We start from the raw sequence: 22,054 nt of genomic DNA on the forward strand, positions 1-22,054 counted from the left end.
CCGCAGGCAGCGGGGAGCATCACCGGTGCCCGCGGATTTGGAGCACCCCCCCCCCGTCCCTTGCAGGACGGACGGAATCCCCGTATGATGTCACAGGCATCATGAACACAAGACCGAACCGCCAGGAGGTTTTCCCGGTGCACCCACAACAAGCTTTTCCGGGGGGCGGCGTTCATTCCGGACGCTCCTCTTTAGATTTCCGCTCCCTCGCGGCATCTCCCCGTTCGGGGGAGCAACCGTGAACTCCGCGGCCGAACGGCCCGAAGGCATCCTTCCGGGACTTTCCGCCGGTCAGAGGGCTGCCCGGGACAGGGTGCTGCTGTACATCAAGGGGCTCGACCTTCCGCCGGACCGGGGGCTCTTCCTCGCCGCCCGGAGCCTGGAGGAAGCCCCGGCATCCCCTGAAGGAGCCATGGACGCCCTGGAGCGGCTGCTCCGGGAAGAAGGCTTTTCTCCGGACCTTGTGGACCGGGGAGGCCGGCGCATCTCCTCCTTTCCTCCGCTGAACCGGACCGTCATGGTGGCGGAGGAAATGGACCGCCTGCCCTGGAGAACGTCCCTCGTCCGTTTTCTCCGGCGGTGGGGCCGGGAACTCTTCGGAGGAAAAACCAATGGCTGACGGCGGACCCGTTCCGGCCTGGAGGCGCACGGGCAGCAGGCGGCGCCTTCTGCTGCTCCTGATCGTCCTCATCCCGACCGTCATCTCCAGCAACACCATGGCCAGGCTCCTGCCCGACCGGGGCAGCATCCTGCTGGACACGTTCCTCGTGGCGGTGTTCACCACCCTCTTCGCCTGGATTTCCGTGGGCTTCTGGACCTCCATCGCGGGACTGGTCATCCTGCTGACCAAAAAGGACGCCTACCGGGTCTCCAGGGCCTGCGACGGCCTCGGCCTCACCATCGCCGACGGAGCGGCCCGGACGGCCATTCTCATCCCCATCTACAACGAAGAGGTACAGCGTGTCATCGCCGGACTGCGGACGACCTACGCTTCCGTCCGGGCGACGGGCTCCCTGGACCGGTTCGACTTCTTCCTGCTGAGCGACACCACCGATCCCGACGTCTGGGTGGAGGAAGAGGAAGCCTGGCACAGGTTCTGCTCTGAGGAAGACGCCTTCGGGCGGGTCTTCTACCGGAAGCGGACAAGCAACACCAAGCGGAAGAGCGGCAACGTGGCCGACTTCTGCCGCCGGTGGGGCAAAAGCTACCGGTACATGGCCGTCTTCGACGCGGACAGCATCATGAGCGGCGAGACCCTGGTGCGGCTGGTGCAGATCATGGAGGCCCGGCCGGACATCGGCATCCTCCAGACGCCTCCCAAGGCGGTGAACCGGGAGACGCTCATCGCCCGGGTGCAGCAGTTCGCCAACCACGTCTACGGCCCCCTGCTGGCCGCGGGGCTCCATTTCTGGCAGCTCGGCGACGCCCAGTACTGCGGCCATAACGCCCTTATCCGGGTGGAACCCTTCATGAAGCACTGCGAGCTTCCCCGCCTTCCCGGCAAAGGCCCCCTGAGCGGCGACATCCTCAGCCACGACTACGTGGAATCGGCCCTCATGTGCCGGGCCGGGTACGGCATCTGGCTCACCTACGACCTCAGGGGAAGCTGGGAGGAAACGCCTCCCACCCTCATCGACGAACTCAAGCGGGACCGCCGGTGGTGCCAGGGCAACCTCCAGCACACCCGCCTGCTCTTCACCCGGGGCTTCTTCCCGGCCCACCGGGCCCTGTTCATCAACGGCATCCTCTCCTACGGCTCGGCCCTTCTCTGGCTGGCCTTCCTGACGGTCAACTCCGCCCAGGCCATATCGGAAGTCCTCTTCGAGCCGGTGTACATGCCCATTCTCCGGAAATTCCTTCCCGAGCTGCCTGTCTGGCGCCCCCACTGGGCCATCTCGCTGCTGGGGTCCACCACTCTCCTCCTCTTCCTGCCGAAATTTCTCGGCGCTTTTCCCATCCTCCTCGCCGATTTCAAGGCCAGGCTCTACGGAGGGAAAATCCGCCTTTTCCTGAGCATTCTCCTCGAGGTGGTTTTGTCCATGATCCTCACCCCCATCCGGATGGTCTTCCACAGCCTCTTCGTAGTGTCCACCCTCCTGGGAAAAAGCGTGGGGTGGGGAGCCCAGTCCCGGGACGACCGGGGAACCACCTGGAGGGAAGCCCTCCGGGCACACTGGTGGGGCACCCTTCTCGGCATCGGCTGGGGCGCGGTGGTCTACTGGATCACCCCGTCCTTTTTCTGGTGGATCTCCCCCATCACCTTCTCCCTGGCCCTCTCAATCCCCATCTCCGTCGTCACCGGACGGGCCGGTGTGGGACGGCTGTTCCGGAAAGCGGGGCTCTTCCTCATCCCCGAGGAGGTGGAGCTGCCCCCCGAACTGCAGGCCCTGGAGGACAATCTCCTGCGGCCGGAGCCCTACTTCCCCTTCTTCTTCTCCCGGAAAAAGGGTTTTCTCCGGGCAGTGGTGGATCCCCTGGTCCACAGCCTCCACACGTCCCTGCTGCTCCGGTTCCGGAGGGGAGCTCCTTCCCGGGAACGGGCCCGGGACAGGATCGTGGAAAAGGCCCTGGTTTCGGGACCTGACGCCCTGAACCGGAAGGAGAAGACGGCTCTTCTCCGGGCCCCGCACCACCTGCGGGAACTCCACAGGAAGGTGTGGCGTCTCGGCGACGAACAGGCCGCCGCCCGGTGGGGCCTGGTTCCTCCCGAAAAGAAATAGAAAACGGCGTGTTTGTCATTCCGAAGGACGAAGCCGGGGAATCTGCTTTTCTGCAGAAATCCGGGACCGGGTTCTTTTCTGTCAGCCGAAGACCACATGGGGGATTCCCCGCCGGGAACGAACCGCTCCCCGGGATGACAGAACCGAAAACCACGACCTTCGGCCATTAGAAAATGTGCCCCGTCTCCCTGTCGCTGACCACCATCTGCCCCCGGCAGTCGTCCAGGGTATCGCACAGGGTGTTTGGCCAGGGACGGCCCCGCAGAATGTCCAGGGTTTCGCTCTCCGCCCTGAAGGTCAGCCGGGGGTGCTTCCCCCAGTCCCTGGTGTAGCGCATCACGCAGCTCATCTGCCCGGTGGAGGGGCTGATGTCGAGTGCCATTATGGCCTTCTCCACATCGGCTCCCTTCGGCAGGGTCTCCCTGAGCGACCGGTAATGGTGGGAAATGCCCAGCCCGTGGCAGGCCTCATGGATCGCGGTCATGGCCACGGCCCCGGCGACCTGCCCCTCGAACCATGCGGCGTCCGGGCGGAGCCCCCGCTGCGCCAGGGCATTGGTGAGCTCGGGACGGTTCTCCCCCACTGTCCTCTCGAGGTCCGCCCTGATCTGGTCCGCGTAGACCAGCACGTACCGGTCGGCCGTCCGGGGCGGCCCTATTTCCGGCGGTCCCTCGCAGGCTCCCCAGTTGAAGGGGTCCGGTTCGGGGAGAGTGTCCTTCTTTATCCAGAGACAGTGCTGGTCCACCAGGTGGGAAAAGCCGGACCGGAAATTTACTGTCCGGGGCCTGTCGTCCGTCCCGGTGCACCGTCCTTCCTCCGGCTCGACGTAATGGACCGCCAGCCCGGTGACCCGTCCAAAGCCGGCTTTCTCCGCAAGGCCGTCGGGATCGTACACGAAAAGATCCTTTGTGTTCGGGTCAAGGCGCCCGTGCCTGCCCTTCACGAAGAAGCCCCGGTATTCCTCGTAGGCGGAGAGTCCGTCGCCGGGGGCCTTTCCTTCCGGCTCCCCGTCGTCGTCCGAGTCAGCGGCGCAGGGCCATATTCCCCGGACCTTCTCCCAGCAGTCGGCGATACCGTTCCCGTTCTCATCCTGGGGAAGGGTCACCCAGTGCTCTCCGGTCCTCTTCAAAACCGCCCGGACCTCCATCTCCTTTCCGCCCGCCTGGACAACCGCCGTAGCGGAAAGCTTCCCCCGTGCGCCGAAATCCTTTGCCTGAATCACGATCTCGGCCTCGTTCACCTCATCGAGGGTCACGGCGCTCTGGCCGTCCTCCGCGATGTTCAGCCCGGAACCGCTCATTTCCGAAATCACCAGGTCGGGAGCCTCCTCCCGGTCAACAAAGGGGAAATTCAAACAGACACCGGGCTCCCGGCTCACGTCCTCAAGGGAAAACCGGATTTTTCCCGCCTGCCCCGCCGGTTCCACGATCTTCGCCCTCACCCGGACGAAATTCCCCACGCCCCAGATCAGCTCCGGCATCCAGTTTTCGTAGTCCCCAACGGGCTCCAGCTCCACCCGGACCGGTACGTTCCCGATATTCAGGCTCCACGTGACCGTCCACGTTCCGGAATACATTCCGGGGGTCTTTCCCGCCGCGCCGGAGAATTCTTCCGCGAGCCCGGAATACCCGGAGAGGAGCTCCCCCTTCAGGCCGGAAAGCTCCGGCGGAAAGGATCCGAGCCCCCTGCGGATCAGGTCCATGTCGATCCCGCCCGGAGGAAGGGCATAGGTGAAGGACCCCGCCACCACGCCGCTTCCCGGGCTGTACCGGAGGGTCTCCCTGTCCGGCTCCGAGGGAATCCAGTCCACCGGCCCCAGCCCGTGCCAGGGTTCCCGCTCCTCGAGCCGCAGATCCGGGCCGGAATAGGCCATCACCGTTTCCCCCGTGCCGTCCCCGAGGTATATGGAAGGGAAGGACAGGGCGTAGCGCCCCTCCTTCGGGTTGACGGTCAGCCTGCACCAGCCGTCAATGTTTTCGGAACTGAAGGCATGCTCTTCCCTTGCAGAATGGGAGTAGTGCGACGTTATGGAAACATGCTTCGCCCGAAAGTTCTCCCGTTCCGTCACCCGGCCCGTCACGTACCCCACGGGCTGGTACCCGATCACGTGTCCCTCCCCGTCAGGGATCGGCTCCGATCCTGTGATCATGGCCGAAAGAAAGGCCGAACTGTTCCCCGACCAGGATGAGCTGCCTTCCTGATCTGAGGACGGACTCCCCCCGCTCTCCTTCCGCCCTGACCACCGCCAGTCCTTTTTTCCGGGCAGAGGCGCCTTTCCGCCCTCCCCTGCCTCCTTCATCATCGCCGAACCGGATAAACTCCGGGAAACCGTTATGGTTCCCGTAAAGGGAACCTCCGTCCAGCCGTCGCCGGGCTCCTTCCCGTCGCTCTCTTCCCTGTCCTTCTCTCCTTTCAGCAGCTCCTCCACGGCTTTCGCCAGTTCCTCCATCAATTCCGTGGACAGGCCCCGGCCCGATTTCACGCTCTCCTCGATCTCCTTCTCGAGCTCTCCGATTCTCCGTTCCAGGTCCTCCGCCGGCGCCGCACCGCAGATTCCCGCGGCAAGGGCGCAGGCGAGAAACACGAACGGAACCACGAACGCCCATCGTTTCATGACGGATACCTCCTCCCGCTCTCTTCCGGCTGCCCGGGCACCACATATTATAACAATAAAGAGTTTTCCGACACATAGCCTCCCCTAAGTAAAGACGGCTAACACTCCGGTTCGGTAGAACAGCGGTACCAGCCCCGGGTCTTCCGCCTAAAATAAAGATTAAACCCATGGGTCGTTTTGTTCATCCTCCGCCGGCCGGGCTGTCAGTTTTTCTTCCGGCGGCGGAACAAAGAAAGGAGGCGATTTTTCATGGAAGATACGCCGCGCCGTTTCAGCCGTCCGCCCCTGGTCCTGTTTTCAGCCCTTGCCGTCCTGTCTGCGGTATCCTTCTCTCTTCCTGCCGAAGCAGCCCCCACGTTTTCGTCGAAGAGTTCGGCCGTCATTTCCATTCCGGCGGCTTCCCCGCCGCTGTCTGCTCTCCCCGCCCCCGCAGCAGCGGGTGACGAGCTTTCCTTCGCCGAAGTCCTGGCGGAAGCGGAAAGCGGAGACCCCGAAATGGGATTTCTCGCAGGTCTCGGCTATGACAGGGGCGAAAGGGGCGCCCCGGAAGACCATCTCCAGGCGGCCTACTGGTACGAACGGAGCGCCGCGGGGGGAAACCCCATGGCCCGGGCCATGCTGGCCTACCATTACCACACCGGATACGGCCGGAGGGTGGACAGAAGGAGAGCCCTCATCCTCTGGAGAGACGCCCTTCCCGGACTGGTGCTGGAATACAGGAAAGGAAACTTCTACGCTTCCCTCATCCTCGACCTCTTTTACTACAGGGACCGGGACAGGTGGCATCCCAGGGGGTACGCCCCCCGTCATCCCCTTCCCCCGAGGAGGCATTACTCCGACTACCTGCGGAGGGCTCCATTCCCGCCCAGGTACAGACATCACGACTACCGGAGAACTCCTCCCGGGCACAGGTGGGGCCCTCCCGTACATCCGGGCCATCCTCCCGTCCACTACGGCCCGCCGAAGGGCGGCCCAGGCCATCCGCCGCAGTACGGGCCTCCCCCGAAAGGCCCGGGCGATCCGGGGAAGGATAAGCCGAAGGCACCGCCGCCCAAGCACGGACCTCCGCCGAAACACGGAAAGAAGAAATAGCCCCGGGTGAAGAGCCCGGAGAGAAGAGTCCCCGGAGCACAATCCCCGGGACTCTTTCTTTATGGGGTATAATAATTCTACCTGTTCTGCCGAATCAGCGGGTGGTTTCCGGGAGCGGGATTGCCCTCGGCGCTTCGGCAGGGACAGGGGAATACGAACATTGGAGGCTCCGGCATGACGTTCTCCCGCCCTGGAGGCGAATGGCTGCTCTTTCAGAAGGATCTTTTGCTGGTCAAATCGAAATCCCCCCTCTCTCTCCCGCCGTCGGAGGACGAGCCTCTCTTCGCGGACCGGCTCACGGTCACCGGCGTCCTTCCTCCGACACGGGGAAGCTTTCCCTGGGGGGAATACCCGGGCGATGATGCGCCGCCCCCGGGGTATGAGGCGGTGGGCCTGCGGGAACTGTGGGCCCTCGGTGGAGAACCCCTGTTCCACGCGGCGGGCACGGCCTTCCAGATGATGGACTGGAAGCGGAACAGCCGGTTCTGCCCGCGGTGCGGCGCCTCCATGAACCTCGCGGACAGCGATCGGGCCTACGGCTGCGCGGAATGCGGCTACATGGCCTATCCCATCCTCAGTCCCGCGGTCATCGTGGCGGTGACCAGGGACAACAGCCTCCTCCTGGCACGGAGCCCCCACTTTCCCAAGGGACGGTACAGCGTCCTCGCCGGGTTCGTGGAGCCGGGAGAGAGCCTCGAGGAGACCGTGGAGCGGGAAATCTTCGAGGAAGTGGGCATCCGGGTGAAGAACATCGCCTATTTCGGAAGCCAGCCCTGGCCCTTTCCCCACTCTCTCATGCTCGGCTTCACGGCCGAATGGGCGGGGGGCGAGCTGACCCCCGACGGCAAGGAAATCGAGGATGCCGGGTGGTTCACTCCCTCGACCATGCCCGAAATTCCGCCGTCCATCAGCATATCCAGAAGGCTTATCGAACACTGGCTCGCCGGGAGGACAAAATAGAGAATACTTGGGAGGTGGACCTATGAAAAGTATTGCGGTTTTCGGAGTGACGCTCCTGCTGGTGGTCCTGTTCGCCACGGGGGCGGGGGCGGACGGCACGCCGGAGGCGCGGGGAGTGTCGAGAAGCGGTGTGAGGCTGTCTCTCTTCACCGATTCGGAGATGGACTTCCAGATTCTCCGCAGTCTGGGCGCCGACGCTGCGGGCGGAGGTACGGCGGGAGAGATCCTGCTTGCCGCGGGGCAGATTGAGGACGGGAACCCCGCGTCGTGGTCGGCGGCCTTTCTTTCCCTCGCCCAGCGTCTCGAAAAGGACGGGACGGCGAGGCTGGAACGGGGGCATACGGTGAGCGCCAGGGAGAGCTTTCTCCGGGCATCCTCCTATTACCGGGCGGCGGAGTACTACGGCGATCCTCTGTCGGAAGACACCCGGTCATGGGGAATGAAGTGCCGGGAGACCTTCCTCAAGGCCATGGAACATTTTCCGTGGAAGACGGAAGCGGTCTTCATTCCCACGGGAAAGGGCGAGGATTTCTACCCCGGCTATTTCATCACCCAAGGGAAGGGCGGCGAACGGCGGAAAACTCTGATCGCCCAAAGCGGTTTCGACGGAACGGCGGAGGAGATGTTCCTGTCGGTGGGCAGGGCCGCCCTGGACAGGGGATACAACGTCCTCCTCTTCGAGGGGCCGGGACAGGCAGGAAAACGGCGGTTCCACCCGGATTCGACTTTCGTTTCCGACCTGGGGCCCACGGTCCGCACGGTCACGGACTTTTTGCTGAAGCGGCCCGAAGTAAACCCAAAGCAGGTCGCCCTCTACGGGGCGAGCTTCGGGGGCTACTTCGCCCTGAGCGGCGCCCTGGGTGAACCCCGCCTCGGGGCGCTCATCCTCAACTCGCCCCTGACGGACATACATGAGTACTTCCTCGCTTCCCTGGGTGAACAGACCGTGGACATGCTCAAAAAGAACAACCTTACCGTGGAAGATCTCAAGACCCTTTCGGAGAAGGACATGCCGCCCAAATACCGGCTCTCCCTGCTGAATCTGTGCGTCCGGTTCGGCAGGCCCTCCGTCGCGGAAACCTTTGACGCCTTCTCTTTTTTCCGCATTCCCGACGACCGGCTGCGGAACCTCGCCATGCCCGCCCTGGGGATGGTGGGCGCCGGAGAGGGGCCAACGCCCCTGAAACAGGCGGAATACTTCGCCGCTACGGCTCAGAACGCGACCCTTCATGTGTTCGAACGGGAGAGCGGCGCCAACGCCCACTGCCAGCTCGACAACCCGGCCCTCTCGTGGGCGGTGGCCCTCGACTGGCTGGACGAACTGTTCAGGTAGACTGAAGAGCGGCCCGGACGAATACGCCCGGGCCGCTCTCTTTTCGGCCGTCTCTCGGCTCTCGGCGGGGATCAGGCGCCGATGATCCTGCTCCCCGTCATGTTCTTCAGCACGAAGAGAGTGCTGAGACAGGCCTGGTATGTGGTCTTCGGGTTCTCGGGAACCGGCGTGTTCTCGAAGAGAACCGTCACTTTTCCCGTGGCGCCTTCCCAGCGGATCTCGTGGGTGTTGTACTCCACCGTGGGGTCGGCGTAGATTTTGATGATCGTCCGGTCGAAGCCTATCCCCGCGATGCTCAGGGCCGCGCCGATGTTGATGCTCTGGGGGTATTTTTTCATGCACTCCCTGGCGGGCCCTTCGAAAAGAAGGAGGGGCTCCTTCAGGTTCTCCAGGTCGACACCGAGCTCGTCCACGGCGGGAATGCCCTTCCACGTGGTGGAGTATTTCCTGGTGGTCATGGTCACCTTCTCCACGCCGCCGATCAGGGCGGTCTGCAGGGCGTCCAGGGCTCCGATGCCCCCCGAGGGGATGTGAAGCCTGCTGCCGCCCTTTTCCGCAGCAGCCGTCATGGTCTCCATGAGACCGGCGTCCACGAAGGCCCCGAGGCTCAGGGGGATAAAATCCACGCCCCTCTTCAGGATTTCCGGCCCCATGGCCACCACCGCGTCATGGGTGGATGCCTCCACCACCACGTCGGGAGAAAACCCGAGGAGGTCTTCGAGGCTGGTGACCCAGGGGATCTTTCTCGACTCGAGATGCTCCCTTCCCCTGGATTCCGGCGAACGGAGATAGACCGCCACCGGTTCGCACCCGGGCACCACCCCGTCGGCGAGGTGATCAAGGACAAACCGCCCTATGGTTCCGCAGCCAAGGATGGCCACGCGCAGTTTTTTCAACGGTGCTCCTCCTCTCTATTTCTTCGGTGAAACGTCGATCCCCTTTTCGGCATAGAACTTCACGGCCCCGGGGTGGAAGGGCAGGGAGGCGATCTTCGACACGTTCTCCAGGGTAATGTAGCTTCCCACCGAGTGGATGCCCTTCAGGAAATCGGTGTGCTCGAAAATGGTTTTCGTCATGTCGTAGACATCCTGTTCGGGAAGGTCGCCCCTGCCTGACAGGGTGATCCACACGGCGAAGGTGGGAACGTCCTTTTCAAGGGACTTGTAGGCTTCTTTGGGGATTTCGGCGGAGACGAAATGGCCGAACTTCCCGGTGAACTTCTCGATCTCTTCCTTCGAAAGCTCGATGAGCTTGACTGCGTGGCTTGTCTCCAGGTCCACCACCCAAGGCGCGGGGGCGGCGGTGTTCACTATGGCCGCGTCAACGGAGCCGTCACGGAAGGCGTTGGTGGTCTCCGCGAAGGAGAGATACTGGGGCTGGATATCGTCCAGCGTCATTCCCATGGTCTCCAGGATGATCTGGTTCGTGGCGAGGATGCCGCTTCCGGGAGAACCCACGGAAATCCGCTTGCCCTTCAGGTCCGAGAAGGAGTTGATGGGGGAATCCTTCAGCGTGACGATCTGGATCACGTTGGGGTACAGGGGAGCGATGGCCACCATGTCCACCGGGGCCTTGAACTGGGCCTTTCCCGCCAGGGCGTTCTGCATGACGTCCACCTGCATGACGCCGAGTTCCACCCTCTTGCTGTCCAGGAGCTTGACGTTTTCCACCGAGCCCGCCGTCACCTCGGCCACGGAGTTCACGCCGAGCTGCTTGCCGAACAGGTCGGCGATTCCGGCGGCCATGATGTAAAACGTTCCCGCCGTACCGGCTCCCGCTATGGAAACCTGCTTCAGCTCAAGGGCCGAAGCCGTCACAGGAACCCCGAAACACATCATGAGCGCCGCCGCAAGTGCTATTCCTTTCCATGCCTTTCCTTTCATCTTCTCTTCCTCCTTTGTATGGTGTGCTCTCATTTCACCGCCGTCCGAAAAAGACGCTGAACCGTGTATCATTTCCTCATATTCTTCCGGAATGCCCATACTGCAACAGCCAGCAGAATACCTGCGATATTGCTCGGCCACCCCGGCAGAATAAGGAGAATGCCGGCGACGCAGAGCACCGCCCGTTCCGGAAGGGATACCTTCAGGAAATACCAGCCCGACAGTCCCGCCCCGAGAATGACGGCCCCTAGGAGGCCGCTCCCTCCCGTGGAAAGAACGGAAAACACGTCCCCCAACCCCACCAGCGAGGGGTGGAAGACGAACATGTACGGTACAACGAAGGCCGGAAGGGCCAGGAGAAGGGACTGCTTCGACGTCTTCCAGAAATCCGCTTCCGCGATGCACGACGCGGCATAGACAGCCAGCCCCACCGGCGGAGTGATCATGGACATGCAGCCGAAATAGAAGACGAAGAGGTGGGCAGCCAGGGGTTCGACACCCAGTCTCACCAGGGTCGGGGCCCCGAGGACCGCCAGGATGAGGTACGCCGGCGTGGTGGGAAGCCCCATGCCCAGAAGCAGGCTCGCGAGCATGATCATGATCAGCACGAGGATCAGGCTGTTTCCCCCCACGGCGAGCACGAGGCTGGAAAACTTCATGCCCAGGCCGGTCAGGTTCATGACCGCCACGATGATCCCGGCACATGCGGTAGAGGCGATGACCACCAGGGAAACCCTGGCGCCGCTCTCGAAGGCGGTTATGATGTCCCGCCAGCCCATCCGCTTCTTGAAAAAACCCACCAGGACCGTGGCGAGAAGGGAATAGACGGCCGCTTTCATTACGGAGTACTGGGCGATGATCATGAAGTAGATCAGCACGAGAAGGGGAATGAAAAAGATGCCCTGCTCCCGGAGAAGGGTCTTCATGGGAGGAAGAGAATCCCGGGCCGTTCCCGAGAGGCCGAGAATCTTCGCCCTGCAGTGGACCATGGTGAACACCGTGCCGTAGAAAATCAGGGCGGGGATGAGGGCCCCCAGGGCCACCTTGTAATAGGGAACGGCCAAAATTTCCGCCATGATGAAGGCCGCCGCGCCCATGAGGGGAGGCATGATCTGGCCTCCCGTGGACGCCACCGCCTCCACCGCCGCCGCGAATTCCGGCCTGTACCCGATGGAGCGCATGAGGGGAATGGTCACCGCTCCCGTGCCCGCCACGTTTGCCACGGCGCTGCCCGAAACGGACCCGAAGAGGCTGCTTGCCACCACTGCGGCCTTCGCCGGACCTCCGGCGCTTCCGCCGACGGATTTTACCGCAAAGTCGATGTAGAACTGGCCCGCCCCGGTGATCTCAAGGAAGGCTCCGAAGAGGACGAAAATAAAGACGTAGCTCGCCGACACGCCGAGGGGAGTGCCGAAAATACCTTCGGTGCTCAGGGAGATCTGGTAGATGATCCGGGTCAGGTCGTACCCCCTGTGCCAGAGCATCCCCGGCAGATAGGGGCCGGCGACGGCGTAGAGGAGAAACACCACGGCGATCCCGGGAAGAATATTCCCCACCGATCGCCGGGCAAAGTCGAGAACGAGCACGATGAGAACCGTACCCACCGCCAGGTCCAGGGCGTCCGGGTCGCCGAACCGGAGGATCATGGCCTGGAAGTTGACGATGAAATGGCCCAGGCAGAAAAGGGACGCCGCGGCGGCCAGCAGCGGAAAAATCTTCTCCCGCTTCAGGGACGCCCCGGCGACCGCGGTCAGGTAACAGATGAGAAAACCGAAGGTAAGATGGATACTCCGCTGCCAGAGGGCGGTCAGCACCCCGAAAAACGCCGTGTAGACGTGAAAAATTCCCATGGCCGCGGAAACGGCCGTAATCAAAAGGTTCGTTTTTTTCTCAGGAAAACAATCCAAAATATAGGTCCCCCCCACTCGGTAACTTTTCCTGCTTCCCCAACGCACAAAAACTTCTATTCCATCCGGGAGCTCCCTGCGCCTTCGGGCCGGCAGCCCCCGGTTTCGTCCTTCGGAGGGCCGTCCTGGAGGGCCATGATGAATCTCTGGGCCTTCTCAATTTCGTCAATATGCCGGGCCATCTGCAGGGCGGCATCGTCGGGAGACCGTTTCCGAAGGGCATGGAGCACTCTTTTATGTCCCTCGAGGGCTTTTTTCCGTCCCTGGGGAAAAGTGATGGTGGTGGAACGGCCTTTCTGAAGATGGGAATCCACCTCCTGGAGAAGATGGAGAAGCACGGGATTTCCCGTGGATTTTGCAAGGCTGTAATGAAAATCGAGGTCGGACTGAACCACCCTGTCGGGGTCCGCTTCACCCTCGCCGCCTTCCAGAACGGACAGAACCGACTCCATCCTTTCCAGGTCTTCGTCGGAAGCCCTTTCTGCGGCAAGACGGGCCAGACTGCTCTCCAGCACCTTTCTCGCCTCCATGAAGTGGGCCAGGGCGCTGGATGAAGGGTCGGCCATATCGGGAAGGGGGGTATAGTGTTTTTTGAGGAAGGTGCCCTTTCCCTGGATAATCTCCACAACCCCCTCCTGGCGGAGGACAGAAAGGGCTTCCCGGACGCAGGTCCTGCTCACCTTGAAGATTCTCATCAATTCCTGCTCCGTGGGAATTTTATCCCCCGGCCGGAGAGAATCCGCCTCGATGAGCACCTTGATCTCGTCAATGAGCAGTTCCGTGAGCTTCTTTGCCCTCAGGGGCGACGGCATGGGCGGTTCCTCCTTCTCTTTTGTCGCTTCATCCTATCATACGATGAATTTGGTTTCAATATTTCCCGATAAAAAAGGGGGCTGCGTTCACGCAGCCCCCTGGAGGAAAAACCCGCCGCCACGGGCGGGACGATCTTTGAAGAACCTTTTTTTATTTCGCTTCCTTGTACAGGCCCACCTGCTGCAGAAGATCCTTGAACTGGGCGTCCTGCTTCGTGAGAAATTCCGTGGACTGTTTCTGGTCCCAGGTGAGAATCATGGAGCCGGACTCGTTCATGAACTTCTGGAAGGTCTCGCTCTCGGCGGCAGCCTTGAAGGCGGCATAGAGCTTGTCCACCACTTCCTTCGGCGTGCCCTTGGGGGCGAGAACCTGCCGGGTGTTGTGCATAACCACGTCATACCCCTGCTCCATGAAGGTGGGGATGTCGGGGAAGGCTTCGACCCGGACTTCGCTCATGACGCCCAGGGGCCGGATTTCTCCCGCTTCGTAGAGCGACTTGGCAGTGACGGGGGCAGCCTGGCATGCGTCCACGTGCCCGCCGGCCACGAGGGAAGGTCCCTTGGCCTCTCCGCCGGCCTGGCTGGCGATCTTGAACTTCACGTTCTCCTTCAGCTCGAGAAGCTGAAGGCCGAGACGGGTGATGGATCCGGGGTTGGACGCCGCCACGGTGATGGTGTCAGGCCGCTTCCGGGCATCCTCTATGAACTCCTTCAGGTCCTTCCATGGAGCGTCCTTCTTCACCCAGAGACCGCCCGGGTCGGAGTTGAAGGTGATGACCACTTCGAAGGCCTCATGGCCGATGGGAATAACGCCCATGAACTTGTGGGTCGAAATGGTGCCCGTGGTGTTGCCGATGGTGTAGCCGTCGGGCCTGGCCTGGGAAATTTCCACGTAGGCCTTGGCGCCGGAGCCGCCCGGCTTGTTGACGATGACGATGGGCTGTCCCAGGTGTTTCTCCGCCTCGGCACACAGTACCCTGCTCACCAGGTCCGAACCGCCGCCGGTCTCCCAGCCGATAATATAGGTCACCGGACGGGTGGGATAATCCGCCGCCAGGGCGGGAACCGCGAAAAGAACCGCCAGACAAACTGCTGCCGCTGCTGCTGCCTTTCTCAACTTCATGAACTGCACCTCCCCTTTCTTATTCCGTTCCGCATTTTTTGAGCATGAGCATCTTGCACACAGGGTACAGGATCATTGCCGCCGTCAGCACCCAGAGCACGATGCAGATGGGCGACGTAAAAATGGGCGCCACTCCGGAAATTTCGATGGTGCTCCGGAGGTTGTTTTCGAACATGGGACCGAGGATCAGCCCCAGGATGATCGTTCCGGGCTTCACCCCCACCTTGTTGAGGAAGAATCCCGCAACGCCGGAGACCAGCATGATCCCCACGTCAAACAGGCTGTTGCTGAGCGCGAAGGCCCCGATCACGCAGAGAACGGCGATGACCGGGAGCATCATCTCCTTCCGAACCGCCAGTATCCACGGGGCGATCCGTGCCGTGGCAAGCCCCCAGAGCAGCAGGGAGAACTGGGCCACCAGGAGCCCGATGAAAATGGTGTTGATGAGCAGGGGCTGGGTGGTGAAAAGCATGGGACCCGGCCGCAGGTTGTGGATAAGAAGGGCTCCCAGCAGAATAGCCGCGGGAGAGCTTCCCGGAACGCCCAGGGTGAGCAGGGGCACCATGGCGCCGCCTACGGAAGCGTTGTTCGCCGTCTCGGCGGCGATGATGCCTTCGGGAGCGCCGGTGCCGAATTTCTCCGGCTCCTTCGAGGACTGCATGGCATGGTTGTAGCTGATGATGGACGCAATGGTCCCCCCTGCGCCGGGAAGCACGCCGATGACGATGCCGATGAGGCTCGCCGGAAGAAAGCCCTTCAGGACCTTGGCGAAATCGCTCGCCGAAAGGAAGAGCCTGTTGATGGTCTTTGTGATGACCCCTTCCTTTGAACTCTCGAGAATCTGGGAAATCACTTCCGCGAGACCGAACAGGCCTATCACCACGGGGATGAAGTTGATCCCCGACATCAGGTCGAGGGAGCCGAAGGTGAACCGGGACACGTTGGTGAAGTTGTCCATCCCCACCGTGGACAGAAGGACGCCGAGGGTCGCCCCGGCGAATCCCTTCGCAAGCGCCTTGCCCGACACGGCCACGATGGCGCTCAGGCCGAAGACGGCGAGGACGGTATATTCTGCGGGGCCGAACCTCAGGGCGAACCGGGCCAGAACGGGGGCGATGATTATCAGGGCGATGACCCCGGCGATGCCTCCCAGAGTCGAGCCCACCGTGGCCAGGCTGATGGCCCGCCCCGCTTCGCCCCGCTGCGCCATGGGATATCCGTCCAGGGACGTCATGACCGAAGGGGGAGCGCCGGGGATGTTCAGCAATATTGCGGAATAGGCTCCTCCGAAAACCGCACCGGTGTAGAGGCCGAGGAGCATGAGGATACCCTCGGAAGGAGGCATGTAGAACGTGATGGGGAGCATGAGGGCCATGCCCATGGTGGCCGAAAGCCCGGGAAGGGCCCCCACGATGATCCCGAGGGCGCTGCCCCCGAAGATGAGGGCGATCATCTTGAAAGTAAAAACCGTCTCCAAAGCTGCTAAAATATCCATCACACTCATCCTTTCACTGACGGCGGGCAGGGAAAGCCATCGTCAGAATCCCCACGGGCCCAGCGGAAGGGGAACGTGAAGCAGGCCGGAGAAGAGATAATTCACGAGAAAAACAAACACACCCGTGCGCAGGATATTCAAAAGAAGGTGTTTTTCCCCCAGAAGGAACTGGGATACGAGCATGAAAAGACACGTCACAAGCACAAAACCCAGGGAGGAAAGGAAAAAGAGGTACGCCCCCACCAGGAAGATGAAAAGGATCGCCCGGACAACTGCCTGTTTTTCAGGGCGTTCGCTGAAAACGGGCTTTTCCGGACGCCGCATTCCCTGGACAAAGATCACCGCTCCAAGGAAAAGAAGCGTCCAACCCAGAAGGTCCGGGAAAAATTTCGGGGAGAGTGCCCGAAACTCTTCGGCCGCTGTGGAAAACTGCGACACGAGATACAACACTCCCCCGCTGAAGAGGATCAGGCCCGAACCCAGTATGGTGGATGGATTCTTCGTCAGCATGACATCACGGCCCGTCTACCGCTTGAACTCGTCTTTTACCTCAGACTCGGGAACTCCCTTTTCCGGCTCTTTTCTCTCGCCGTCGCACATCTGGAGACGCCAGCCGTCGGGGTCGCGAAGACGGACATTGCCCCGCCCCGTGTGGCGGTTTCTGTAGGGCTCGTTGCTGAACTCGATGCCGGCCGCCTTCAGCTCTTCATAGGTTGTGATCAGGTCGTCGGTCTTGAAGGCGATGTGGTTGACGCCGATGTTTTCTTCGTCGATAACCGTGTGGATCTCGAAAATGGGCTGGTTCGGTCCGGGAAGCTGAAGCTCCGCCGAGCCGCCGTGATGGTCCGTCCACTGGAGGAGTTTGAAGCCGAGCTTCTGGTAAAAATCAACGTACTCCTTGACGTCCTTCACGATGATCTCGATATGGTCGATCTGGGTAATCACGGTGTTTTCCCTCCTCATTCACCGGCATCTCCCATGGCGGGAAGCCGATTTTCGCCATGACCTTACCAGACAAACGCTTATTTTGTCAAGTATATAATATAAGATGCAGGGGATGGATAAAATATACCGGCGGGCTCGGAAGTTTCCTCCTCCGTCCACCGGTCAGTTTTTCTTGTTCCTTACCTATTTACCGGTCGTTCTCCCCCGGCGGGAAAAAATCTTTCCCTTTTTCCCGGAGCATAACGCCCTCGCGCCCGGGGTTACCCCGGTCATGGGTTGAAGGTGAGGGTCGCGCTTCCGTTTACCATATCATCGCTGGTTTCTTTCAGTTTAATGTGCCTGAAATACACCTTCCTCCCGCCGTCGATAGGATCGTCCGGACTCCCTTTGAACGCCTGTTTCGGATGGATGATCACGGGCAGAGGGCGATCTACATCCGCCTTCCCCGCCCAGACCTTTCCGCCGCCCGTGGCGTAATACCCGAAGTCCTGCGCAGTGAGGGCGTACTGAGCATCCTTGAAAGTGAACGTTTTCGACTCTCCCGCCTTGACGTTGTACCAGCCGATCCGCCTGTCGTCGGGCTTGTCGAACCCGGCCCAGCAGAAAGCGAACGACAGATTGTGGTCGCGGTTGTTATGTATCGTGATTGTGACAGCGGCGCAGGACGATGAGGCAAAAATCAATGACGCAGCCAATACGCAGAAAACCGATACGAATTTCAGAAAGTTTTTCATCCCGTCACTTCTCCTTCCGGACCTTCACAGTATGCAACCCGCCTCTTTCAGCACCCCATTTTTCATCTCCGGCGCCGTGACTGTTCCCGGCTTTCTGTTCTCCCGAGATTCCTTCGTACCTAAAACAGATCGCCGAGCTGCCGGAGGGCCTCCTCAAATTCCTGGAGGGACTTCTCCAGCTCATTCATCGCCCCGGCGAGGCCTGGTTCCGCGGTTCCGCTTCCTTTGCCCCCGGCAAACAGGAGAACGGTGTAATATCCGCTGCCGAGCCGGCAGATTCCAGCCCCCACGTGGGTATACTCCCCGGCCAGCATGGAATTTCGGGTCTTTCCGTCGTTAAAAAACTCCCGGAATATTTCAAGTGCGTCGGCCTCCGGCGTGTCAACCCCAGATGTCGATGCCCCGGCAAAGACCAGGCCGCTGTCCCTCAGGACTGTATCGAACGTTCTTCCGTCAGGCCTGGTGACGATGTCGAATTTCACGTTCATCTCCCGTGCCCTGGTCAGGGCCGCACTGGTGAGGGCATCGTCCGTCCGCAGGGGGACACGCCCGGAACGGGTCCTCTCGTTGTTGATAAGGTTCACCACATTGGCAGCCGCAAAGGCGAGACCGTCCCCGGGCAGGGGCGGGGTGTTTCCGGCTCCCCCGCCCTCTCCCGTGAAGAGTTCCACGCAGTAGGTCCTGCCCCCTTCCTCGTGAAAAGCCAGCCCCACGGCGGAATACTCGGGGTTCAGCAGAACTTTTTTATGCCCGGGAGAATTCATGAACTGTTCATGGAAATGAGAGGCCTTCAGGGGTTTCGTATTTGAAGCCACGTTTTCTCCGCTTCTTGCCGGATTGAGATTGAACTCGGCGAAGACGGAACTGTAGCTTTTTCCGTTCGGACGGGTGTGGCCCCACACCTTCGGCAGTTCCGAAGCCCGGCGGGCCGCCGCCTTCGACAGGGTCGCATCCAGTTTCAGATCCCGGGCGCCGGTCTTTCTGCGGTCGGCATTGATGAGTTTCAGCAGTTCATTGCTTACCGCCGAAAAAGTGTCTCCTCCCCCTGCGGGAAGGGGCTCCCCCGTCTTCACCGGCCTGTAGTCCACGCGACCGTTTTTTGCCGCGTACCTGGTGAACTTTGCCGTCCTCCTGTCGGGACCGGCGGGGCATGTTTCGCCGTCCTCGTACACAAAGGCCTTCGACATGACCACCCTTGTAATGTCCCCTTTTCCCCAGGAGATTTTATTCCTGCCGGACAGATAGGAATGGAGATACATGGTCGGTTTGGAGGTGGAAAAGTTGATGGTCCGCGATTCGCGGGGCCTCACCACGTACCAGCCTCTGGTCGTCCATGCGCCGGTGGAGTCGCAGTAGTAGACCACGGCTGTGTTGAGGCTGTCTGCGAAGTCGTTTCGGATCGTCAGTTTCAGGGCAAAGGCCGCCGGCAGGGGTCCCATCAGGAAAAGAGCGGTAAGACACAGGACCGCCAGGCTTCGCAGCCCTATCGGCATTTTTTCCAGAACGGCCTCCTCCTTTTTCGCACCTCTAAAGCTCCCTCCGCACAGCTTCAAAAGCCGGCGCTTTTTGCATGAACAGCGGCCTTACTTGTGGCTGCGGACCCCGAAATCAAAAGACAGTGTATTCGGCTTGAAACTAAAGCCTCTGGACGCCGCTTCATTGGTCTTTTTCCAGTTGCCCCCGAAAGGCTTAATGAGTTTATTGAGGGAGACGGTGATGTCGTACTTGTACACCTGTCCGGGATACCATTCTCCTTTTATCGGATTGGAATATGTGCCGGAATGACTGACGTTCCACGTTGCAGGTTTCCATCCCTGCGACTGTATCGCGCCGTAGATAGTGCCCCATTCCATCTTGTGGATGGTGAACACTCCTTTGTAGCTTATTTTCCTGTCGTAGATGGCCGTAATGATATCGCCGTTCTTGCTGTTGTTGATGATGTCGAAGTACAGAACCAGTGTTCTGTGGTTGCCGTCTGTTACCTTCGTGTTCTTTCGCGTCGAAAGTTTGCATCCCGTGTACTTGACCGTCACCCAGTCGGGTTTCGCCAGGGCGGCGGAGGCGAATGCCAGCAACATCAGCACCGCTATGCCCGTTAAGAGTCCGAATCTGTTCTTTCCTCTCATGTATTGCCCCCCCTTTGCTGAATGAACGTTCCGTCCTTCCGTACCGCAAATACTCCGTCCGATGGTTACCGCTGTTCCCCCAAAAACGGGATCCGAAACAGCACCCGAAATTTCCAGGGCGTTAGAGAATATCCGATGTGCCCTCAAAGTGAATGGGTGTTTCTTTTCGAACCTCACCCCGCAGCAGGAACCTCGACGGTAATTTCCGAGTCCTTGTGCTTCTCCACGTCTTCCCAGTCTTTTTCGGAATCGACGGATGTGACGATAACGCTGATCTCGTTTTCCTTTTCGCCGGGGCCCATGACGGTGAAATTCTCTTTCCCGGTCGCACCTTTCAGTATGACGTAGCCTTCGTCCACAGCCGGATCATAGAGCGCCGCCGACACCCCCCACATACCCGCAGCTTCGGGACGTTCGATCTTTTCATCGATGAGCGTGAAAGCGAACCTCACATCGTCGATGAAAAACAGGTCGCTGTACCCCCAGAAGGATTTTTCCAGTTCCAGCGTTTCGACTTCGTACACCCACAGCCCGTTCGCGAAACGGTTCACGCTGCAGCAGAGGACCATTCTTTGTTTATCGGGGCTGAAGAAGACGTTTTCGACGCGGGTCTGCTCTTCCGCCGTGGGCAGAAAGAAATATTTTTCCGCGTTCCCGTCATAGATGAGAACGCCCCGTTCCAAACCTTCCGCTGCAGGGTCATTTTCCGGGTCAACCGCGTACCAGTACATATTCTGATCCAGCGAAATACCGCGGGGACCATCGGCCTCACCGCCGGATTTCAGAACCCAGTCGCTCTCCTTTTCGCTCACCGCGAAAACGTCCTCCGCATTTTTCGCTTCCGCCGCCCCTGAAAAGACAGCCGTGAAAGCAATCGCCGCGAGAACAGCCGTCAGCAAAATTCTGGAATTTTTCATTTCCCACAACCTCCCTCAAAGAATTTGAACCTTGTGCGGGAAGCCCGTCTCCCGCAGCACATACGCCCCACAACAGGCGCTCCCGAAAAATACCTTACCCTGCCGGGGGAATCTCTATTCTGAGTTCCCGCGTTTTGATTTTTTCCTCGTCGCCCCAATCCTTTTCCGACGTCACGGAATCTTCACTGATGATGAGCGAGGCGCCGTCGTCCGTCACTCCGCCGCACCAGTAATTTTTCTTTGCGGTCGCTTCTTTCAGAACGACCAGCTCTTCCGCTACGGTGTCATACATTACTGCCGAGAGGCGAAGCGCAGCCATGGTAAATGTTCCGCTCTCCGTCTCGCGCACGTCGTCGATCCGGGTCATCACAAAACGTCCCGCGTCAATCCACGCAGCCGATCCTCTTGTCCCGGGAATTTCGATTCTCTTCTCCATCGTCTCCGTCTCGTACAGAATGTACGTCATGTCAGCCCGTACTCCGCTTCCGCTCATCAGCAGGAAAAAGCTCCCGTCCGGGCTGAAAAGGATGTCCCGGCACTCGTCCGCGCTATCGAGGGGCAGGAACGCCAGAAAGGCCCCGTCTTCCGCAAAGAACCAGACGCCGGTTTCGTTTTCCGCCACGGGGCCCGACTCATCCGCCCCGACGGCGCTCCAGAAACGCACCGGGCCTTCGATTTCCGGCGGCACGCCGTTCACTTCCGCTTCAACTATTTCTTCGCCCCTGAAAAGGCGCCCGTCCTTCAGCCAAAATACGGAAACGTCCGGCCCGGCGGCTTCCATCCCTTCCTGCTCGACAAAAACCAGCTCCGCAAGAATTTTCTCGGCGTCGCTTTTTTTGAATTTTTTGTTCGCTGTCTCCCAGGTAATCTCAGCCATGAAAAGAAAAGGGTCGGTCTCAATGAACAGAACCGTGTGGGAGAGCCCCATATCCGATTCCGCGTATCTCACGACCTGGCAGGGATAGGAGAGGCCGGCGCTTATTTTTTCCGGGGCTTCCGTGAACGTCAGTTTTTTCGCGTCGGGACTTTCCCAGAAAGCTACCGAGCCTATGAATTCGCGAAGAACATTCTTGTCGAGGTTCAGCAGTTTTTCCTCCATGTCCGCCGAAGGAGGGAAACGCCCCACGCCGAGCGTCACGGCAGGTCCGTCGCCGCCCTTTCCCCAACTGTAGACGAACCATGGCTTTTCATCGTCACCGTCGGAATAATCTTCGAGCACCGCGTCTTTGGGCAGCCCGACCGCCTGTATCCACAGCCCTTTCACCCACCCATCCGGTGAATCGTCTGCGTTGGCCGCAGTTCCAAAGCAGAATGCCGCAGCGGCAAAAACACAGAAAAGCGAAATGTACAGCATGACCTTTTTCATTTCCCTGAAACCTCCTGTCTGTGCATG

At 60.5% G+C, this 22,054-nt stretch carries 19 protein-coding genes; 5 read left to right on the forward strand and 14 right to left on the reverse strand.

The genetic code is table 11. From position 1 onward, the window contains the following. Positions 1-238: 238 nt before the first annotated feature. Positions 239-619, forward strand: a complete 381-nt coding sequence (locus tag C8D99_RS11095; protein WP_133958270.1) for a hypothetical protein — start codon at positions 239-241, stop codon at positions 617-619. After that, the gene (mdoH, locus tag C8D99_RS11100; protein WP_133958272.1) at positions 612-2,720 is read left to right on the forward strand and encodes a glucans biosynthesis glucosyltransferase MdoH; all 2,109 of its coding nucleotides are present in this window, start codon (positions 612-614) and stop codon (positions 2,718-2,720) included. Before C8D99_RS11095 ends, mdoH begins: the two co-directional genes overlap by 8 nt. Before the next feature lie 166 nt (positions 2,721-2,886). Here mdoH and C8D99_RS11105 read toward each other — a convergent pair whose 3' ends face one another. Next, on the reverse strand, positions 2,887-5,334 hold the full coding sequence (locus C8D99_RS11105; protein ID WP_133958274.1) for a hypothetical protein: 2,448 nt from the start codon (positions 5,332-5,334) through the stop codon (positions 2,887-2,889). A gap of 249 nt (positions 5,335-5,583) precedes the next feature. On the opposite strand from C8D99_RS11105, the gene C8D99_RS11110 reads away from it, so the two are divergent. The 3 genes from C8D99_RS11110 to C8D99_RS11120 all read left to right on the forward strand — a co-directional run bounded on the left by C8D99_RS11110 (position 5,584) and on the right by C8D99_RS11120 (position 8,719). Next, positions 5,584-6,426 carry a tetratricopeptide repeat protein gene (locus tag C8D99_RS11110; RefSeq protein ID WP_133958276.1) on the forward strand — a complete coding sequence of 281 codons (843 nt, stop codon included), beginning with the start codon at positions 5,584-5,586 and terminating at the stop codon, positions 6,424-6,426. Positions 6,427-6,600: 174 nt separating this feature from the next. Continuing rightward, positions 6,601-7,386, forward strand: coding sequence for an NAD(+) diphosphatase (gene nudC, locus C8D99_RS11115; RefSeq protein ID WP_133958278.1), 786 nt, complete (start codon positions 6,601-6,603; stop codon positions 7,384-7,386). A 22-nt stretch (positions 7,387-7,408) separates the two neighbouring features. Continuing rightward, positions 7,409-8,719: an alpha/beta hydrolase family protein gene (locus C8D99_RS11120; RefSeq protein WP_133958280.1), complete on the forward strand. Its 1,311-nt coding sequence runs from the start codon at positions 7,409-7,411 to the stop codon at positions 8,717-8,719. Between the two features lie 71 nt (positions 8,720-8,790). Here C8D99_RS11120 and C8D99_RS11125 read toward each other — a convergent pair whose 3' ends face one another. The 13 genes from C8D99_RS11125 to C8D99_RS11185 all read right to left on the reverse strand — a co-directional run bounded on the left by C8D99_RS11125 (position 8,791) and on the right by C8D99_RS11185 (position 22,027). Beyond that, a complete protein-coding gene (locus tag C8D99_RS11125) occupies positions 8,791-9,615 on the reverse strand; it encodes an aspartate dehydrogenase (RefSeq protein WP_133958282.1) in 825 nt (274 codons plus the stop codon). Positions 9,616-9,630: 15 nt separating this feature from the next. Then, complete coding sequence (locus C8D99_RS11130; protein ID WP_166670149.1) at positions 9,631-10,602, reverse strand: TAXI family TRAP transporter solute-binding subunit; 972 nt, start codon at positions 10,600-10,602, stop codon at positions 9,631-9,633. 68 nt (positions 10,603-10,670) lie between these two features. Continuing rightward, positions 10,671-12,557 carry a TRAP transporter permease gene (locus tag C8D99_RS11135; RefSeq protein ID WP_338024469.1) on the reverse strand — a complete coding sequence of 629 codons (1,887 nt, stop codon included), beginning with the start codon at positions 12,555-12,557 and terminating at the stop codon, positions 10,671-10,673. 8 nt (positions 12,558-12,565) lie between these two features. After that, positions 12,566-13,321: a FadR/GntR family transcriptional regulator gene (locus C8D99_RS11140; RefSeq protein WP_133958288.1), complete on the reverse strand. Its 756-nt coding sequence runs from the start codon at positions 13,319-13,321 to the stop codon at positions 12,566-12,568. 151 nt (positions 13,322-13,472) lie between these two features. Beyond that, the gene (locus C8D99_RS11145; protein WP_133958290.1) at positions 13,473-14,444 is read right to left on the reverse strand and encodes a tripartite tricarboxylate transporter substrate binding protein; all 972 of its coding nucleotides are present in this window, start codon (positions 14,442-14,444) and stop codon (positions 13,473-13,475) included. A gap of 19 nt (positions 14,445-14,463) precedes the next feature. Continuing rightward, positions 14,464-15,939: a tripartite tricarboxylate transporter permease gene (locus C8D99_RS11150; protein WP_166670150.1), complete on the reverse strand. Its 1,476-nt coding sequence runs from the start codon at positions 15,937-15,939 to the stop codon at positions 14,464-14,466. A gap of 42 nt (positions 15,940-15,981) precedes the next feature. Continuing rightward, positions 15,982-16,449 (reverse strand): tripartite tricarboxylate transporter TctB family protein, encoded by a 468-nt coding sequence (locus C8D99_RS11155; protein WP_133958294.1) that lies wholly within the window; start codon positions 16,447-16,449, stop codon positions 15,982-15,984. Between the two features lie 15 nt (positions 16,450-16,464). Next, entirely contained in the window at positions 16,465-16,902 is a 438-nt protein-coding gene (locus C8D99_RS11160) for a VOC family protein (protein WP_133958297.1), read from the reverse strand. Between the two features lie 251 nt (positions 16,903-17,153). After that, positions 17,154-17,618: a hypothetical protein gene (locus tag C8D99_RS11165; protein ID WP_133958299.1), complete on the reverse strand. Its 465-nt coding sequence runs from the start codon at positions 17,616-17,618 to the stop codon at positions 17,154-17,156. A gap of 119 nt (positions 17,619-17,737) precedes the next feature. Then, positions 17,738-19,111 carry a CAP domain-containing protein gene (locus C8D99_RS11170; protein WP_133958301.1) on the reverse strand — a complete coding sequence of 458 codons (1,374 nt, stop codon included), beginning with the start codon at positions 19,109-19,111 and terminating at the stop codon, positions 17,738-17,740. A 90-nt stretch (positions 19,112-19,201) separates the two neighbouring features. Beyond that, positions 19,202-19,702 (reverse strand): hypothetical protein, encoded by a 501-nt coding sequence (locus C8D99_RS11175; RefSeq protein ID WP_208321165.1) that lies wholly within the window; start codon positions 19,700-19,702, stop codon positions 19,202-19,204. 215 nt (positions 19,703-19,917) lie between these two features. Next, positions 19,918-20,661, reverse strand: coding sequence for a hypothetical protein (locus C8D99_RS11180; RefSeq protein ID WP_133958305.1), 744 nt, complete (start codon positions 20,659-20,661; stop codon positions 19,918-19,920). A gap of 94 nt (positions 20,662-20,755) precedes the next feature. Beyond that, positions 20,756-22,027, reverse strand: a complete 1,272-nt coding sequence (locus C8D99_RS11185; RefSeq protein WP_133958307.1) for a hypothetical protein — start codon at positions 22,025-22,027, stop codon at positions 20,756-20,758. Positions 22,028-22,054: the final 27 nt, after the last annotated feature.

Origin of the sequence: Aminivibrio pyruvatiphilus, from assembly GCF_004366815.1 — a bacterium.
In the GTDB taxonomy this organism is placed as follows: domain Bacteria; phylum Synergistota; class Synergistia; order Synergistales; family Aminobacteriaceae; genus Aminivibrio; species Aminivibrio pyruvatiphilus.

Excerpts from the sequence above, each read along its gene's own strand:
- C8D99_RS11165 (WP_133958299.1), bottom strand. The coding sequence starts at position 17,618 with ATGAAAAACTTTCTGAAATTCGTATCGGTTTTCTGCGTATTGGCTGCG.
- C8D99_RS11170 (WP_133958301.1), bottom strand. The coding sequence starts at position 19,111 with ATGCCGATAGGGCTGCGAAGCCTGGCGGTCCTGTGTCTTACCGCTCTT.
- C8D99_RS11145 (WP_133958290.1), bottom strand. The coding sequence starts at position 14,444 with ATGAAGTTGAGAAAGGCAGCAGCAGCGGCAGCAGTTTGTCTGGCGGTT.
- C8D99_RS11160 (WP_133958297.1), bottom strand. The coding sequence starts at position 16,902 with ATGAGGAGGGAAAACACCGTGATTACCCAGATCGACCATATCGAGATC.
- C8D99_RS11130 (WP_166670149.1), bottom strand. The coding sequence starts at position 10,602 with ATGAAAGGAAAGGCATGGAAAGGAATAGCACTTGCGGCGGCGCTCATG.
- C8D99_RS11105 (WP_133958274.1), bottom strand. The coding sequence starts at position 5,334 with ATGAAACGATGGGCGTTCGTGGTTCCGTTCGTGTTTCTCGCCTGCGCC.
- mdoH (WP_133958272.1), top strand. The coding sequence starts at position 612 with ATGGCTGACGGCGGACCCGTTCCGGCCTGGAGGCGCACGGGCAGCAGG.
- C8D99_RS11185 (WP_133958307.1), bottom strand. The coding sequence starts at position 22,027 with ATGAAAAAGGTCATGCTGTACATTTCGCTTTTCTGTGTTTTTGCCGCT.
- C8D99_RS11150 (WP_166670150.1), bottom strand. The coding sequence starts at position 15,939 with ATGGATATTTTAGCAGCTTTGGAGACGGTTTTTACTTTCAAGATGATC.
- C8D99_RS11155 (WP_133958294.1), bottom strand. The coding sequence starts at position 16,449 with ATGCTGACGAAGAATCCATCCACCATACTGGGTTCGGGCCTGATCCTC.
- C8D99_RS11140 (WP_133958288.1), bottom strand. The coding sequence starts at position 13,321 with ATGCCGTCGCCCCTGAGGGCAAAGAAGCTCACGGAACTGCTCATTGAC.
- nudC (WP_133958278.1), top strand. The coding sequence starts at position 6,601 with ATGACGTTCTCCCGCCCTGGAGGCGAATGGCTGCTCTTTCAGAAGGAT.
- C8D99_RS11110 (WP_133958276.1), top strand. The coding sequence starts at position 5,584 with ATGGAAGATACGCCGCGCCGTTTCAGCCGTCCGCCCCTGGTCCTGTTT.
- C8D99_RS11120 (WP_133958280.1), top strand. The coding sequence starts at position 7,409 with ATGAAAAGTATTGCGGTTTTCGGAGTGACGCTCCTGCTGGTGGTCCTG.
- C8D99_RS11180 (WP_133958305.1), bottom strand. The coding sequence starts at position 20,661 with ATGAAAAATTCCAGAATTTTGCTGACGGCTGTTCTCGCGGCGATTGCT.